At 63.6% G+C, this 13,996-nt stretch carries 17 protein-coding genes; 7 read left to right on the top strand and 10 right to left on the bottom strand.

Annotated elements, in window-relative coordinates; genetic code table 11:
* The first annotated feature begins 75 nt into the window (after positions 1–75).
* Positions 76–1,167, top strand: a complete 1,092-nt coding sequence (locus tag C7I56_RS10115) for an alkene reductase (protein ID WP_106640477.1) — start codon at positions 76–78, stop codon at positions 1,165–1,167.
* 81 nt (positions 1,168–1,248) lie between these two features.
* On the opposite strand, the gene ribH is transcribed toward C7I56_RS10115, so the two are convergent.
* The 7 genes from ribH to gltX all read right to left on the bottom strand — a co-directional run bounded on the left by ribH (position 1,249) and on the right by gltX (position 7,533).
* Positions 1,249–1,668 (bottom strand): 6,7-dimethyl-8-ribityllumazine synthase, encoded by a 420-nt coding sequence (gene ribH / locus C7I56_RS10110; RefSeq protein ID WP_106640476.1) that lies wholly within the window; start codon positions 1,666–1,668, stop codon positions 1,249–1,251.
* A gap of 4 nt (positions 1,669–1,672) precedes the next feature.
* A complete protein-coding gene (ribB, locus tag C7I56_RS10105; protein WP_106640475.1) occupies positions 1,673–2,959 on the bottom strand; it encodes a 3,4-dihydroxy-2-butanone-4-phosphate synthase in 1,287 nt (428 codons plus the stop codon).
* A gap of 176 nt (positions 2,960–3,135) precedes the next feature.
* Entirely contained in the window at positions 3,136–3,741 is a 606-nt protein-coding gene (locus tag C7I56_RS10100) for a riboflavin synthase (RefSeq protein WP_106640474.1), read from the bottom strand.
* A gap of 109 nt (positions 3,742–3,850) precedes the next feature.
* Complete coding sequence (gene ribD, locus C7I56_RS10095; protein WP_280951975.1) at positions 3,851–4,828, bottom strand: bifunctional diaminohydroxyphosphoribosylaminopyrimidine deaminase/5-amino-6-(5-phosphoribosylamino)uracil reductase RibD; 978 nt, start codon at positions 4,826–4,828, stop codon at positions 3,851–3,853.
* 113 nt (positions 4,829–4,941) lie between these two features.
* Positions 4,942–5,259, bottom strand: a complete 318-nt coding sequence (locus C7I56_RS10090; RefSeq protein WP_106640473.1) for a hypothetical protein — start codon at positions 5,257–5,259, stop codon at positions 4,942–4,944.
* A 50-nt stretch (positions 5,260–5,309) separates the two neighbouring features.
* Positions 5,310–5,978, bottom strand: coding sequence for an energy transducer TonB (locus tag C7I56_RS10085; RefSeq protein WP_106640472.1), 669 nt, complete (start codon positions 5,976–5,978; stop codon positions 5,310–5,312).
* 217 nt (positions 5,979–6,195) lie between these two features.
* A complete protein-coding gene (gene gltX / locus C7I56_RS10080; protein WP_106640471.1) occupies positions 6,196–7,533 on the bottom strand; it encodes a glutamate--tRNA ligase in 1,338 nt (445 codons plus the stop codon).
* Between the two features lie 101 nt (positions 7,534–7,634).
* On the opposite strand from gltX, the gene C7I56_RS10075 reads away from it, so the two are divergent.
* From C7I56_RS10075 to C7I56_RS10050, 6 genes are all read left to right on the top strand, one after another.
* Positions 7,635–8,570 (top strand): ribose-phosphate pyrophosphokinase, encoded by a 936-nt coding sequence (locus C7I56_RS10075; protein WP_106640470.1) that lies wholly within the window; start codon positions 7,635–7,637, stop codon positions 8,568–8,570.
* A gap of 15 nt (positions 8,571–8,585) precedes the next feature.
* Positions 8,586–9,092, top strand: a complete 507-nt coding sequence (locus C7I56_RS10070; RefSeq protein ID WP_106640469.1) for a YybH family protein — start codon at positions 8,586–8,588, stop codon at positions 9,090–9,092.
* Positions 9,093–9,238: 146 nt separating this feature from the next.
* On the top strand, positions 9,239–9,442 hold the full coding sequence (gene rpmI, locus C7I56_RS10065) for a 50S ribosomal protein L35 (RefSeq protein ID WP_106640468.1): 204 nt from the start codon (positions 9,239–9,241) through the stop codon (positions 9,440–9,442).
* A 12-nt stretch (positions 9,443–9,454) separates the two neighbouring features.
* Positions 9,455–9,820: a 50S ribosomal protein L20 gene (gene rplT, locus C7I56_RS10060; RefSeq protein WP_106640467.1), complete on the top strand. Its 366-nt coding sequence runs from the start codon at positions 9,455–9,457 to the stop codon at positions 9,818–9,820.
* Positions 9,821–9,933: 113 nt separating this feature from the next.
* Complete coding sequence (tsaD, locus tag C7I56_RS10055; protein WP_106640466.1) at positions 9,934–10,968, top strand: tRNA (adenosine(37)-N6)-threonylcarbamoyltransferase complex transferase subunit TsaD; 1,035 nt, start codon at positions 9,934–9,936, stop codon at positions 10,966–10,968.
* Complete coding sequence (locus tag C7I56_RS10050; protein ID WP_106640465.1) at positions 10,965–11,945, top strand: NAD(P)H-dependent glycerol-3-phosphate dehydrogenase; 981 nt, start codon at positions 10,965–10,967, stop codon at positions 11,943–11,945. The genes tsaD and C7I56_RS10050 overlap by 4 nt, the downstream gene beginning before the upstream one ends.
* Here C7I56_RS10050 and C7I56_RS10045 read toward each other — a convergent pair whose 3' ends face one another.
* The 3 genes from C7I56_RS10045 to C7I56_RS10035 form a co-directional block, all read right to left on the bottom strand.
* A complete protein-coding gene (locus C7I56_RS10045; protein WP_106640464.1) occupies positions 11,946–12,182 on the bottom strand; it encodes a hypothetical protein in 237 nt (78 codons plus the stop codon).
* A 163-nt stretch (positions 12,183–12,345) separates the two neighbouring features.
* Complete coding sequence (locus tag C7I56_RS10040) at positions 12,346–13,707, bottom strand: serine hydrolase domain-containing protein (RefSeq protein WP_106640463.1); 1,362 nt, start codon at positions 13,705–13,707, stop codon at positions 12,346–12,348.
* 66 nt (positions 13,708–13,773) lie between these two features.
* The gene (locus tag C7I56_RS10035) at positions 13,774–13,944 is read right to left on the bottom strand and encodes a DUF1674 domain-containing protein (protein WP_106640462.1); all 171 of its coding nucleotides are present in this window, start codon (positions 13,942–13,944) and stop codon (positions 13,774–13,776) included.
* Positions 13,945–13,996: the final 52 nt, after the last annotated feature.

Genomic DNA, 13,996 nt, shown 5'->3' with positions numbered 1-13,996 from the left:
CATGTGTGGGTGGGACTTTTCAACCACCGCGCGCGTTCCTAACTCTCCGTCTCCCGTTTCGAAAGGAAACCTGCTTTGTCCTCGCTGTTCGATCCCATTTCCTTCGGCGCGGTGACGGCGCCCAACCGCATCGTCATGGCCCCCCTGACGCGCGCCCGGGCGACGCGGGAACATGTGCCGACCGAGATTATGAAAACCTATTACACCCAGCGCGCGGGCGCGGGCCTCATCATCAGCGAGGCGACGGGAATCAGCCGCCAAGGCCTTGGCTGGCCCTATGCGCCGGGCCTGTGGACGATGGAGCAGGTGGAGGCGTGGAAGCCGATCACGGAAGCCGTGCACGAAGCGGGCGGCCGCATCTTCAGCCAGCTCTGGCATATGGGCCGCCTTGTCCATCCGAGCTTCCTCGACGGCGAGAAGCCGGTTTCGGCGTCCGCGACCACAGCCCCTTACAAGGCGCATACCTATGACGGCCGCCAACCTTATGAAGAAGCGCGGGCGCTGGAATTGGACGAAATCCCGGATCTCCTCGACGATTATGCGCGGGCGGCGGGCTACGCGATCGCCGCTGGCTTCGACGGCGTGCAGCTTCACGCCGCCAATGGCTATCTGATCGACCAGTTCCTGCGCGACGGCAGCAATCATCGCGACGACGATTATGGCGGCCCGATCGAAAACCGCATCCGCCTGCTCCGCCAGGCAACACGCGCCATTGCCGACGTGGTGGGGCCGGAGCGCACGGCGGTTCGCCTATCGCCAAATGGGGAATCACAAGGCGTGAACGACAGCGATCCGGTGCCGCTCTTCACCGCAGCGGCGGAGATGCTGAACGAAATCGGCATCGCCTTCCTCGAGCTTCGCGAACCGCCGCTCGACGGCACCTATGGCAAAGGCGAATTGCCGCCGATCGCGCCGGAAATCCGTAAGGTCTTCAACGGCCCTCTCGTCCTCAATTCGGATTATAATGCCGAGCGCGCGCAGGCGGCCCTGGATGACGGTGTCGCCGATGCGATCAGCTTCGGTCGTCCGTTCATTTCCAATCCGGACTTGCCCCGCCGGATCGAATGCGGCGCGGACTGGGCGAAGGACGATCAGTCGACCTGGTACACTCAGGGGCCCGAAGGCTATATCGACTATCCGGAGGCCGAAGCGGCGGTGGCTGCGTAAACCTCCTTTGTGCTCCGGCGAAAGCCGGAGCCCAGCGGTACGGTCCGAGCGGCTGGACCCCGGCTTTCGCCGGGGAGCAACTCAGGAGAACTTCTCTTTTAGCTTCATCATCGCGAGCGCCGCCTTTGCCGCTTCGCCACCCTTGTCCTTCACTTGGCGGCTGGCGCGGGCGAGGGCTTGGGCTTCGTCTTCGACCGTCAGGATGCCATTGCCGATGGCGATGCCGTCCATGGTTAGCGCCATGATCCCGCGCGCGCTTTCGTTCGCGACAATTTCGAAATGATAGGTTTCGCCGCGGATCACGACGCCAAGCGCGACATAGCCGTCATAGCGGCCGGTTTCGGCAGCAAGCGCGATGGCGCCCGGCACTTCGAGCGCGCCGGGGACGGTCACCGTATCGTGAGCATGCCCAGCTTCCTCGATCGCGGTACGCGCGCCGTCGAGCAGCATGTCGTTCAGATGGTCGTAGAAGCGCGCTTCGACGATGAGCAATTTCGCCATGGGATCAGCCTTTCAGGGGAATCGGCCGTTCGCCGATGATGGAGAGGCCGTAGCCGCCAAGGGCCACGGGCGTATGATGGGTGTTGGTGAGGAGCACCATTTCATGCACGCCGAGCGCGGACAGGATCTGCGCGCCGACGCCATAATCGCGCAGCTGCTCGCTATCCTGTATCGTCTCCTTACCGGCGCGCTTGTTGAGCTCGTTCGACAAGGCATTGGACAAGGGACGGTTGATAACGACGATCACGCCCGCGCCTTCCTCGGCAATCGCCTTCATCGCGCCCTGAAGCAGCCCCGAACGCGGATCGTTCTCGGCAAAAGCATCGGAGAACATGCTGAGCGCGTGCATGCGCACGAGCGTCGGCGTGTCAGGATCGATGCGGCCTTTGACCAGCGCGATCTGTTCGATGCCGGTCGCCTTGTTGAGGAAGCTCTTCGCCGTCCAGGTGCCGCCCCACTGGCTTTCGAACGGCGCCTCTGCGGTCTGCTCGACAAGGTGATCCTTCTTGAGGCGATAGGCAATCAAATCGCGGATCGTGCCGATCTTGAGGCCGTGAAGCTGTGCGAATTCGATGAGGTCGTCCATGCGCGCCATCGTCCCGTCCTCGCGCATGATCTCGCAGATCACACCCGACGGATTGAGCCCCGCGAGGCGGGACACGTCCACCGCCGCTTCGGTATGCCCCGCGCGGACCAGCACGCCGCCTTCGCGCGCGACGAGCGGGAAGACATGGCCGGGTGTCACGATATGCTCCGGCCCCTTCGACGCATCGATGGCGACCGAGATGGTCCGCGCGCGGTCGGCGGCGGAAATGCCGGTGGTGACGCCGTCCCGCGCCTCGATCGATGTGGTGAAGGCGGTTTCGTGCCGCGTGCCATTGTTGCGTGACATGAGGCCAAGGCCGAGCTGATCGACACGGCCCTTGGAAAGGGCGAGGCAGATGAGGCCGCGGCCATGCTTCGCCATGAAGTTGATCGCGTCCGGCGTCGCCATCTGCGCCGGGATGACGAGGTCGCCTTCATTTTCCCGGTCGTCATCGTCGACAAGGATGAACATGCGCCCGTTCCGCGCCTCGTCGATAATCTGCTCGGGCGTCGCCATCACGCCATAGGTGCCGCTGGCGAGGAATTTCTCCAGCTTCAACAAGGTGTCGGCCGTCGGATTCCAGTCGGAATCGCCGAGCTTGCGCAGCGAATTGGGGTGAAGGCCCGCCGCCCGGGCAAGGCCCGAGCGGGACATGCCGCCGTTGGTGACGAGGTCGAGAACCTTGTCGATCAATATCGTGCTCATTGAAGCCCGCTATCACATTGCAATGTGATGACACAATAGTTAATCACATCACTCTGTCCATTCGCCCTGAGTAGCTGTTGAGCTTGCCGAAACGGCGTATCGAAGGGTTTAGCACGAGATGCTTCGATACGGGCCTTCGGCTTCGCTCAGTCCCTACTCAGCACGAACGGGACGGGTCATTGCGCCCTCATCTCCATCATCCGGCCGAGATACCGGGCGAGAATATCGATCTCGATATTAAGCTTTCGCCCCGGCGCTACATCGGTAAACGTCGTCTGCTGCGCGGTATGGGGAATGATGTTGATTGCGAAGCGCACGCCGTCGGCGATCCCCTCAACCTCGTTGATGGTCAGCGAGACGCCGTCCAGCGTGATCGAGCCCTTCGGTGCGATATATTGGGCGAGCGCTTCGTCGGCGATCACGGTCATGCGCAGCGAATCGCCGACCGCAACCGCGCCTTCGACGGTGCCGATGCCGTCGACATGGCCGGTGACGATATGGCCGCCAAGCTCGTCACCCACCTTCAGCGCGCGTTCCAGGTTGAGGCGATTGCCGGCCGTCCACAGGCCCGGCGCGCTGCGCGATACGGTTTCGGCGGAGAGGTCGACGTCGAACCAGCCGGGCCCCTTGTCCACGACCGTCAGGCACACGCCCGAACATGCGATCGATGCGCCGAGATCGACGCTGTCCATGTCATAAGAACAGGCGATGCGCAGGCGCAGGTCGCCTTTCTGCTCGGCGGCGGTGATCGTGCCGATGCTGGTGATGATGCCGGTGAACATGTCTTACCAACCTTGGGTTATGGAAGCAGTGCTCCGGCGAAGGCCGGAGCCCAGTGGCGCAGATCTGTGAAACTGGACCCCGGCGTTTGCCGGGGAACGATCGTGAATTCTAACTCGGGCCAAGCCTGTCGCGCTCGTAGACTTCCAGCCGGTCGATGCCAAGCGTCTCCGCATGGTCGAAGCGCCAGCGCTGGTGCGCGTCGGCAAGGCTGGTGAGGCCGATATAGCCCAGCGCCGACTTGCCCTCCCCGATCAGGATCGGCGCGCGGTAGAGAAGCAGGCGATCGACGAGATCGGCGGCGAGGAAAGCCGACGCCGCGCCCGATCCGCCCTCGACGAGCAGATCGTTGACGTCGCCAAGATCGAATATCGCCTCGGGACCGGAAAGGCCGGTCCAGCCCTCCGGCGCCTCGCCACGCGTCAGCAGCGCCTTGCGCGGCGAGCGGTCTTCGAGGCCCGGCAGGCGCACGTTCAATTTCGGGTCGTCTGCAAGCAATGTGCCGCGCCCGACGAGGATCATGTCGCTCTGCGCGCGCACCTCATGGACGTGGCGCCGCGCATCCTCCCCGGTAATCCATTTACTCTCGCCCGAGGGCAGTGCGATCTTGCCGTCCAATGACATGGCAAGCTTCAGGGTGACGAAGGGCCGCCCCTGAATGATGCGGGAAAAGAAGCCTTCCATCCCCGCTTTGGCCTCATCGGCTAGGATGCCGGTTTCAACCTCGATACCGGCCTCGCGAAGCCGTGCGGCGCCCCTGCCGTTGGTGCGCGGATCGGGGTCCGTCGCCGCGATCACCACGCGCGCCGGTCGCGCCGCGACAAGCAGGTCGGCACAGGCCGGGCCCCGCGCGCTGTCATGCGCGCACGGTTCGAGTGAGACATAGATCGTGGCGCCTTCCGCCTCGACGCCCGCCCGCTCCAGCGCCACCGCTTCGGCATGAGGGCGGCCGCCGGGCTGGGTGCGGCCATGACCAACGGCCCGCCCGTCCTTCACGATCACGCAGCCGACATTGGGATTGGGCGCCGTCGTCCCCCGCGCTTCCGCCCCAAGCGCTATGGCGGACTTCATCCAGCCTTCATCATCCATCACAGGCCAACCCTCACTTCGTCATCGCGAGGGGCGTAGCGACGAAGCAATCCACCCTGCGGCCAACCCCGAGCCGCTGGATTGCTTCGCTATGCTCGCAATGACGAGGGAGATTAGATGCCAAGACGCTTTTCGAGTTTCTGGAATTCGCGCTGGCGGGCGGCCGCGCGTTTTTCCTTTTCGGCCTGGTCGATCTTCTGCTGGGCGATGATTTCCGCGTCCGTGCGGTCAGCCTTCCAGTTTTCGACGTAAATCACTTGCTCGCCCGGCGCGATATTGGTTTGCGAGTCGTAGTAGAAGCCGACCAGGATCACGACCGGCATAACGACGGCAAAGAAAGCTGCGATCCACTGATGGCGGCTGCGCTCCCGCATGAATGCCTTGAGGTCCGCGAGCAGCACCTTGGGCGACGAGGGTTTGGGCAGAGCCATAAGAGGGAAGATAGGGCTGGCCCGGCATTTAGGCCAGCCCCTTCGCGGCGTCAGCTATCCAGTCGGAACGTGACGCTCATCACCTTTTCGCTTTCCACCGGCTTGCCGTCCACGGTTGCGGGGCGGAAGCGCCAGCGGCTCAGAGCCTGTCGTTCGGTGGCCTTCCAAAAAGCGTCGCTCGTCGCGGACACCCGGCTCACCGCCTTCACTCGGCCGTCCGTGCCGATCGTCACCCGCACCGACACCTTGCCTTCGTTGCCCATACGCTGTTCGGACGCCGGGTAAGGCGGCTGAAGCGCACCGGCATGGCGGGGGTCGATGGCGGCGGCGATCCGGACCGGATTGGGGATCTGCACGGCCGTCCCCTTATCTTCGGGAATGACGACCTCTCGGCCCGGCTGGCTCTCGATGTTCGGCGTCGGCAATGGATCGGTTTTGCCCTCAACTTCCGAATGTCTCGGCAATTCGACGGGTGGCTTCAACGCAAGAAGCTCCGAGGGCGCCGTCGGCTTGCGCGCTTCGGGCTGCGGGTCGGGCACCACTTCCGGCGGATCTTTCGGCAAGGGGATATTTTCAACCGTCAGCCGGGGAATGAAGGCCTTGATCGGCATGTCCATCTTGGACAGCGCCAAGGCCGTCAAAGCAGCGCCATGCAGCGCGACGACGACCAGCAGGCTTGCGGCATTGCTGGTTCGGGGGGCGAGAAATCCTCCTTCCATCTCATCTCTCCTAGCTCACGCCATTCTCCGCGATGACGTTACATTATATCGTGATGATATAATGTTGCTTTGACAAGAGGATTCTATGTTTAGAGGAAGAATTCTCGAGAATTGGCAAAGCCTTTCGTCATTGGAATCGAAGCGAAGCAATCCAGTGCCGCACATAAGGGCAAAATGGATTGCCGTCCCGCTCCGCTCCTCGCAATGACGAGGAAACTTACAGGCCCGCCGCCGCCTTCAACCGCTGAATGCTGCGCTCCTTGCCGATCAGCTTGACGAGCGCCCCCATTTCGGGGCCGCTGTCCCGTCCGGTGAGGGCGCGGCGGAGCGGCAGGAACAGGGCCTTGCCCGTCCGCCCTGTCTGGGCTTTCAGGGCGCTGGTCAGTGCCTGCCAGGGCCCATCCGTCCAGTCCGTCCCATCTGCAACCGCAACGGCGGCGGCCAGCAAATCCGTGTCGGCGGGATCGGCTGTAACCGTCACAGGCCCTTCGACGATATGCCACCAATCGGCTGCCTCCGCGACGGTGTGGAGGTTCGGGCGAACGACCTCCCACCCGGCGCGGTCCATGCCATTGGGCAGGCCGTCCGCGACCTGGTCAAAATCGAGCTGGTGGATGATCCGGGCATTGAGGCTTTCAAGCTCCTCCATGTCGAACCGGGCCGGTGCGCGGCCGAATGTGTCGAAGCAGAAATGCGCGATCAGCGGCTGCGGCGTCGTTACAGCCTCGACCGGCTGGCTGGTCCCGATGCGGGCGAGCTTGGCGATCAGCGCCATCGGCTCGATCCCCGTCTCGCGCATCGCCTCGACGCCGAGCGATCCCAGCCGCTTCGACAACTTCCCTTCCGAGCCCACGAGCAAAGCCTCATGCGCAAAGGCTGGAACCGGCGCGCCGAGCGCCTCGAACATCTGGAGCTGAAGGCCGGTGTTGGTGACGTGATCTTCGCCACGCACGACGTGGGTGACCCCCATGTCGATATCGTCAACGACGCTCGGCAGCATGTAGAGCCAGCTGCCATCCTCACGCCGGATCACGGGATCGGACAGCAGCGCCGGATCGAAATGCTGCGGACCGCGAATGCCGTCATGCCATTCGATCGCCTTCGAATGATCGAGCTTGAAGCGCCAGTGCGGCTGCCGTCCCTCATTCTCGTAGCGCACGAAATCAGCGTCGGTGAGGTCCAGAGCGGCGCGATCGTAAACCGGCGGCTTGCCCCGGCTCAATTGCACCTTGCGCTTCAGATCCAGTTCCTGCGCGGTCTCGTAGCAGGGATATACGCGCCCCGCCTCGCGCAGCCGGTCGAGCGCCTCTTCATAGCGGTGGAAGCGCTGCGACTGGCGATGCTCTTCGTCCCAGTCGAGGCCCAGCCATTGGAGGTCCGCCTTGATCGAATCGGCATATTCCTCCCGCGACCGCTCTTTGTCGGTATCGTCGAGGCGAAGGATGAAGCGTCCGCCGTGCCGCTTCGCCCACAGCCAATTGTGGAGCGCGGTGCGGATATTGCCGACATGAAGCGTGCCGGTCGGGGAAGGTGCGAAGCGGGTGATGACGTCCATCACCCAGCCTCTACTTGGCGGTTGGCGCATCGGCAACGCCCCTTGCCGCGCGGCCCTTCCGCCGCTTAAAGGGCATCAAGCCAGCCGCACGGGGACCAATCATGAAATTGATGTCGGGCAATGCGAACCTTCCGCTCGCGAAGGACATCGCCAAATACCTTGAAATCCCGATGACCGATGCGGCCGTGAAGCGCTTCGCCGACGAGGAAGTGTTCGTCGAGATCAACGAGAATGTGCGCGGCGAAGATGTGTTCGTCATCCAGCCGACCGCTTATCCGGCCAACGACAATCTCATGGAGCTGCTCATCTGCATCGACGCGCTCCGCCGTTCGTCGGCCAAGCGCATTACCGCCGTCCTCCCTTATTTCGGCTATGCGCGGCAAGACCGGAAGCCCGGGCCCCGGACGCCGATTTCCGCCAAGCTCGTCGCCAATCTCATCACCGTTGCGGGCGCCAATCGCGTCCTGTCGATCGATCTCCACGCCGGTCAGATCCAGGGCTTTTTCGATATTCCGACCGATAATCTCTATGCGGCGCCCGTCATGTCGGCCGACATCCAGGCGCGCTTTGCGGGTGAGAATATCACGGTGGTGTCGCCCGACGTCGGCGGCGTGGTCCGCGCCCGCGCCCTTGCCAAGCGCCTCAACAACGCCCCGCTCGCCATCGTCGACAAGCGCCGCGAACGCGCCGGCGAATCGGAGGTGATGAACATTATCGGCGACGTGCGCGGTCGCTTCTGCATCCTCATCGACGATATCGTCGATTCGGCGGGCACGCTCTGCAATGCCGCCGCCGCCTTGAAGCAAGCGGGCGCCGAAGATGTCGTCGCTTATTGCACCCACGGCGTGCTGTCGGGCGGCGCCGTCGCCCGCGTCGAGAAGTCCGAGCTTCGGGAACTTGTCGTCACCGATTCCATTGGTCTCCATGACATCGTGAAGGGATCGGACAAGATCCGCATCCTCACCGTCGCCCCGCTGCTCGCCGAAGCGATCCGCCGCATCTCGCAGGAAAGCTCGGTCTCCAGCCTCTTCGATTAAAAGTGGGGGGTAATCATGAAACCTGTCTTTGCAGCGATCTCGCTTGCAGTTGCGCTCGGGTCGCCGGCCGCCGCGAATGACGAGGCCGCCAATGCCGTCTATGAGCGAATGGCGGCATCCTATCGCGCTCTCGATCCTGCGAGCCTCGATAAGGTTTATGCTCCCGGCGCGACCTATAATCCGCGCAACGCCAAGGCAGGGATCGACGATTACCAACGGTTGATGACCGGACTGTCGGGCTTTCAAAGGCAGGTGAAGGACAAGGGCGGACATGTCGACATCCGTTTCCGGGTTGCCGAGCGGAAGCGTCTTGGCGACGTCTATATCGATCACGGCTTCGTCCGCACGACCTATATTTTGGAAAAGGGCGGCGCGCCGATCATCAGCAACGGCAAGTTCATGACCGTTCTCGCCAAGCAGCCGGACGGCAATTGGGCGATCGTCAGCGACGCGGATTCGGACACACCGCCCGAAGCGTTTGATAAGGCGGTGCCGGTCGCGGGACTGAAATACGACCAATAAGGCAGCTGCCTCCGCCCTTGCGCCCTCGCCCCTTCCCCCGTATAGGCGCGCCTTTCCAAGTTATATTGGAAGAATCGAACCGCCCGGCGACTAGGGCTGCCGTGGCTGTTCATAACCGTCCGCCAAAAGCGGCAAAGGAGACGAAAATGCCCAAACTGAAGACGAAGAGCGGCGTGAAGAAGCGCTTCAAGCTCACCGCCACCGGCAAGGTGAAGCATGGGGTCGCCGGCAAGCGCCACCGCCTGATCAGCCACAATGCCAAGTATATCCGCCAGAACCGCGGCACCGAAGTTCTCGCCGACGCCGATACGGCGCGCGTGAAGCTTTGGGCGCCCTACGGCCTGCGTTAAGGAGATTAGAGCATGGCACGTGTGAAACGCGGTGTAACCACCAAGGCGAAGCATAAGAGGATTTTGGATCAGGCGAAGGGCTATTATGGCCGTCGCAAGAACACGATCCGTATCGCGCGTCAGGCCGTCGAAAAGGCTGGCCAGTACGCCTATCGCGACCGCAAGGTGAAGAAGCGGAGCTTCCGCGCCCTTTGGATCCAGCGCATCAACGCCGCCGTCCGCATGGAAGGCCTGACCTATGGCCAGTTCATGCACGGCCTGAAGCTCGCTGGCGTCGATCTCGACCGCAAGGTCCTGGCCGATATCGCGATGCACGAAGGCGATGCGTTCAAGGCGATCGTTGCCCAGGCGCAAGCGGCCCTGCCCAAGCAGGCCTGAGCGCCACAAGCGACACGAAGATTAAAGGCGCGGATGGGAAACCGTCCGCGCCTTTTCTTTTTGCCCACGCGGCAAAGGTTGTTGATCCGCGCATCTGATGGCAGGGACGGGGCATGAGCCTTATCCTCGGCATTGAATCGAGCTGCGATGAAACGGCGGCGGCGCTCGTCACCGCCGACCGCCGCATCCTCGCCCATCGCGTTGCGGGGCAGGAAAGCGCGCATCGCCCGTTTGGCGGCGTCGTCCCTGAAATCGCCGCCCGCGCCCATGTCGAAATCCTGCCCTCGCTGATCGAAGAGGTCCTGGCCGAAGCAAATATTCCGCTCGGCCAGGTCGATGCCATTGCGGCGACGGCTGGCCCGGGCCTCATCGGCGGCGTGATGGTCGGCCTCATGACTGCAAAGGGCCTCTCCCTGTCTGCGAACAAGCCGCTGGTCGCGGTCAACCATCTCGAAGGCCATGCCCTTTCGCCGATGCTGACCGATCCAGATCTCGCTTTCCCCTATCTCCTGCTCCTCGTATCGGGCGGCCATTGCCAATTGCTGTTCGTCGAAGGCGTCGGCCGATACCGCCGCCTCGCCACCACCATCGACGATGCGGCGGGCGAAGCCTTTGACAAGAGTGCGAAGCTGCTCGGCCTCGGCTTCCCCGGCGGCCCGGCGGTCGAGAAGACGGCGCAGGAAGGCGACTCGAGGGCAGTGCCCCTCCCGCGCCCACTCGTCGGCACCGCCGAGCCGCACTTCTCCTTTGCCGGTCTCAAGAGCGCGGTCCTGCGCGCTCGCGAATCCGGACGCTACACTGTTCCGGACATCGCGGCCTCCTTCCAGAAGGCGGTCGTCGATTGCCTGATCGACCGAACGAAACGCGCCTTGATGCATGCAGCTGGCGCAACAGCCTTGGTCGTCGCGGGCGGGGTCGCCGCCAATCAGGCGGTGCGCGGCGCTCTTCAGCAGCTTGCCGCCAGCCATGACCTCCCCTTCGTCGCGCCCCCGCTCTGGCTCTGCACGGACAATGCGGCAATGATAGCCTGGGCGGGGGCACTTCGCTTCGAAGCGGGACTGGTGGACGATCTCGATGTGGCGGCGCGGGCGCGCTGGCCGTTGGATCCACATGCGGAAAAAGCGCGCGGCGCGGGGGTAAAGGCATGAAGCTTGGCGTGATCGGCGGCGGCGCCTGGGGAACGGCTCTGGCACAGGTCGCCGCAGCCAAGGGCGATGAAACCCTGCTCTGGGCGCTGGAAGCGGAGGTGGTCGAAACGATCAACGCGGACCACGAAAACCGCCTCTATCTCCCGGGCACCCCGCTCCATCCCGCGATACGCGCGACCACGGCCTTGGACCATCTTGCCGCCTGCGACGCGCTCCTCGTTGTCACGCCCGCCCAGCATATGCGCAAGGTTCTCGACCGCCTGCCGTCCCGCGCCGCGCCGCTCATTCTCTGCTCGAAGGGGATCGAGGACGGCACTGGCCTTCTCCTCAATCACGTTGCCCATCAAGTGCAGCCCGATGCCCCGATCGCCGTCCTGTCCGGCCCCACATTCGCGCATGAGGTTGCCGCCGGGCTTCCCACTGCCGTCACGCTCGCGATTCACAATCAAACACTCGGCGCCCTCCTTCGCGATCGCCTCGCTGGCCCGAGCTTCCGCCCCTATCTTTCCGATGATGTGACCGGCGCGGAAATTGGCGGCGCGGTGAAGAACGTTCTCGCCATCGCTTGTGGCGTCGTGGAGGGAAAGGGTCTCGGCCAGAATGCCCGCGCCGCCCTCATCGCGCGCGGCTTTGCGGAAATGACGCGTTTCGGCGTCTCGCACGGCGCTCGCGCCGAAACGCTGGCGGGCCTTTCCGGCCTCGGCGACCTCGTCCTCACCTGCTCGTCGACAAGCTCGCGCAATTTCAGCCTTGGCAAGGGCCTTGGCGAGGGGCGGAGCGCGGCGGAATTGATGGCCGACCGCCGCACGGTGGCGGAAGGCGCCTTCACCGCTCCTGTCCTCAAGCGGGTCGCCGATGCGGCGGGCGTCGACATGCCGATCGTCGACGCCGTTTGCGCGCTTCTCGACGGCGCAGTATCAGCCGATGCGGCGGTCGAGACCCTCTTGGCCCGTCCCCTCCGCAGCGAAGGCGTGTGATCAGGAGCTGACCGGCTCTTCCTGCGGCTCGGTGGTGCCATCGAGCAAGGCGAGAGCAAGCACCGCCACGGCGATGAGGCCGAGCAGCGGGTAAAGCTCACCCTTCGTCAGGCGATTGTCGTCCTCCATCGCCGGTCCGGCGCGGGTCAGCGACAATGCGTCGGCGGGATTGGCCGGCGCCGTCGCGGGCAGGACAGCGGCAAGACTCGCCGCGACGAGGGCGGATTTGAAGCGCATCGGACGTTCCTTCTTCTTGGTCTTGAGCGTTGGCAGTGCGCATCATGCCCGTCTCCGCCCGCCGGATCAGTCCGCATTTTCCCGTGTGGCTTTTACCCAATGACGGCAGCCTGTTTCTCCCCCTCACACCCTGAAACGGGCCGGGCGATGACGCGATTCGTCGCTACGGCCCGACGCGGCGCCCGGGGGGCATGTCGCGGCCGCCCTTGCTTATGATCATCTCCATTACGCCGGCCGCATCGGGCTGGAAGCGGATGCTCATTTCCGGATCGTGTTGCACTAAAAAGCGGCCCTGGCCTTGATAAAGAAGCCGCGCGGCCACCTGCCCCGGCGGCTGAGCGCGCAGATATGCGCCTTGCTCGTAAACATCCATCGTCACAGGACCGAGCGAATAGGTTCCGGCGAAACGGGCCCGCGTCGTGGCGTCCGTTGGAAGATCGGGGTACGTCTGAGGCGCGTCGCCCCGGACGGCGCGTGCGACGGCGCTCTCAACCTGTTCGACCATATCGCCCGAATAGATGCCATTGGTCAGGATCGCGATGCCCAGCCGGTCTGCGGGGCGATAGGCAAGTTCGGTGATGAAGCCGGACGACGCGCCGCCGTGATACAGCACGGTCTCGCCATCGCGCTCGCCAATTTCCATGCCCATCCCGTAGCGGGTTTTTTGTCCATTCGTGAGCGTCGCCGGCGTCGTCATCTGGTTATAGCTTGCCGGTGAGACGACATGGCCGCCGGTCAGCGCGACTTGCCAGCGCACCAGGTCAGCCGACGTTCCGCAGATGGCTCCGGCGGAAAAGTTGACGCTCGGGTGGTGGATTGCGAACGGCACCGGCGTGGCCGGGCCGCGCGCCGGATGATCGTATCCCGCTGAGGCATTCGGGCCACGCGGGCTGGCGCAGATCGCCATATGGTCCATTCCCAGTGGCTCAAAGAATACGCGCTTCAAATGGTCGCCGTAGCCATCGCCCGTTACCCGCTCGATCAGCAATCCGAGAAGGTAATATCCATTATTGTTGTAGCGGAAACGCTCCCCCGGCGCGTTGACTGGCCCTTTTTCTCGAAGCGTGGCAATCACCTGCTCCGATGCGATCGGCTTTGTCAGGTCATCGGTGACCGGGCCGTCATAAAGGCCGGATAGGTGGGACAGAAGGTGGCGGACGGTGACGCCATCGGCAGCGCCCTTCAGCTCCGGCAAATAGGCATCGATGTGGCCATCAATGTCGATCTTGCCGGCCTCGGCAAGACGCAGCACGACCGCCGCCGTAAATTGTTTGGTGATCGAACCGATTTCGAAGCTGGTATTCGGCTGGACCGGCCGATTGGCGGCGATGTCGGCAATGCCATAGTCCCGGCGCGCAATGATTTCCCCTTCGCGGGACACAGCAACGGACATGCCGGTAATCGGGAGGTCGAGAAACGGCCGGACGGCCATGTCGATACGCGTCTCGATGCCGCTGTCGGCAACGGCCGGTGTCGATGAAGCGAAGCTCAGTGCCAGAAATGCAAGATGTTTAAGAGAAGTCATGCGCCACCTCGTGTATTATGGATTTAATACAGCAAAACGCGGCGGACGCAACCGCTTTTGGATCAATTAGAAATCCCAGCAAATCCCCTTATTCTCCCAGTCGCCATAGCGCGTGGGCTCCTCGCCCTTGGGCCCGCCATGTTCCTCCGCGTCCGCCGCCTTCTCCGGCTCTGGCACGGGCGGGCTCTCCGAAAGATGAGCGGGCGGTTTCACATGGGGTGGGCGCGGGCCGGGCATGGGTCTTTTTCCGTTGATAAGGCGTGTCGTCGCCCCCACATTTCGGGGACGA

Origin of the sequence: Allosphingosinicella vermicomposti, from assembly GCF_003012815.1 — a bacterium.
Classification (GTDB): domain Bacteria; phylum Pseudomonadota; class Alphaproteobacteria; order Sphingomonadales; family Sphingomonadaceae; genus Allosphingosinicella; species Allosphingosinicella vermicomposti.
The sequence above is the reverse complement of the archived record's forward strand: the minus strand, read 5'-3'. Positions and strand labels throughout refer to the sequence as shown.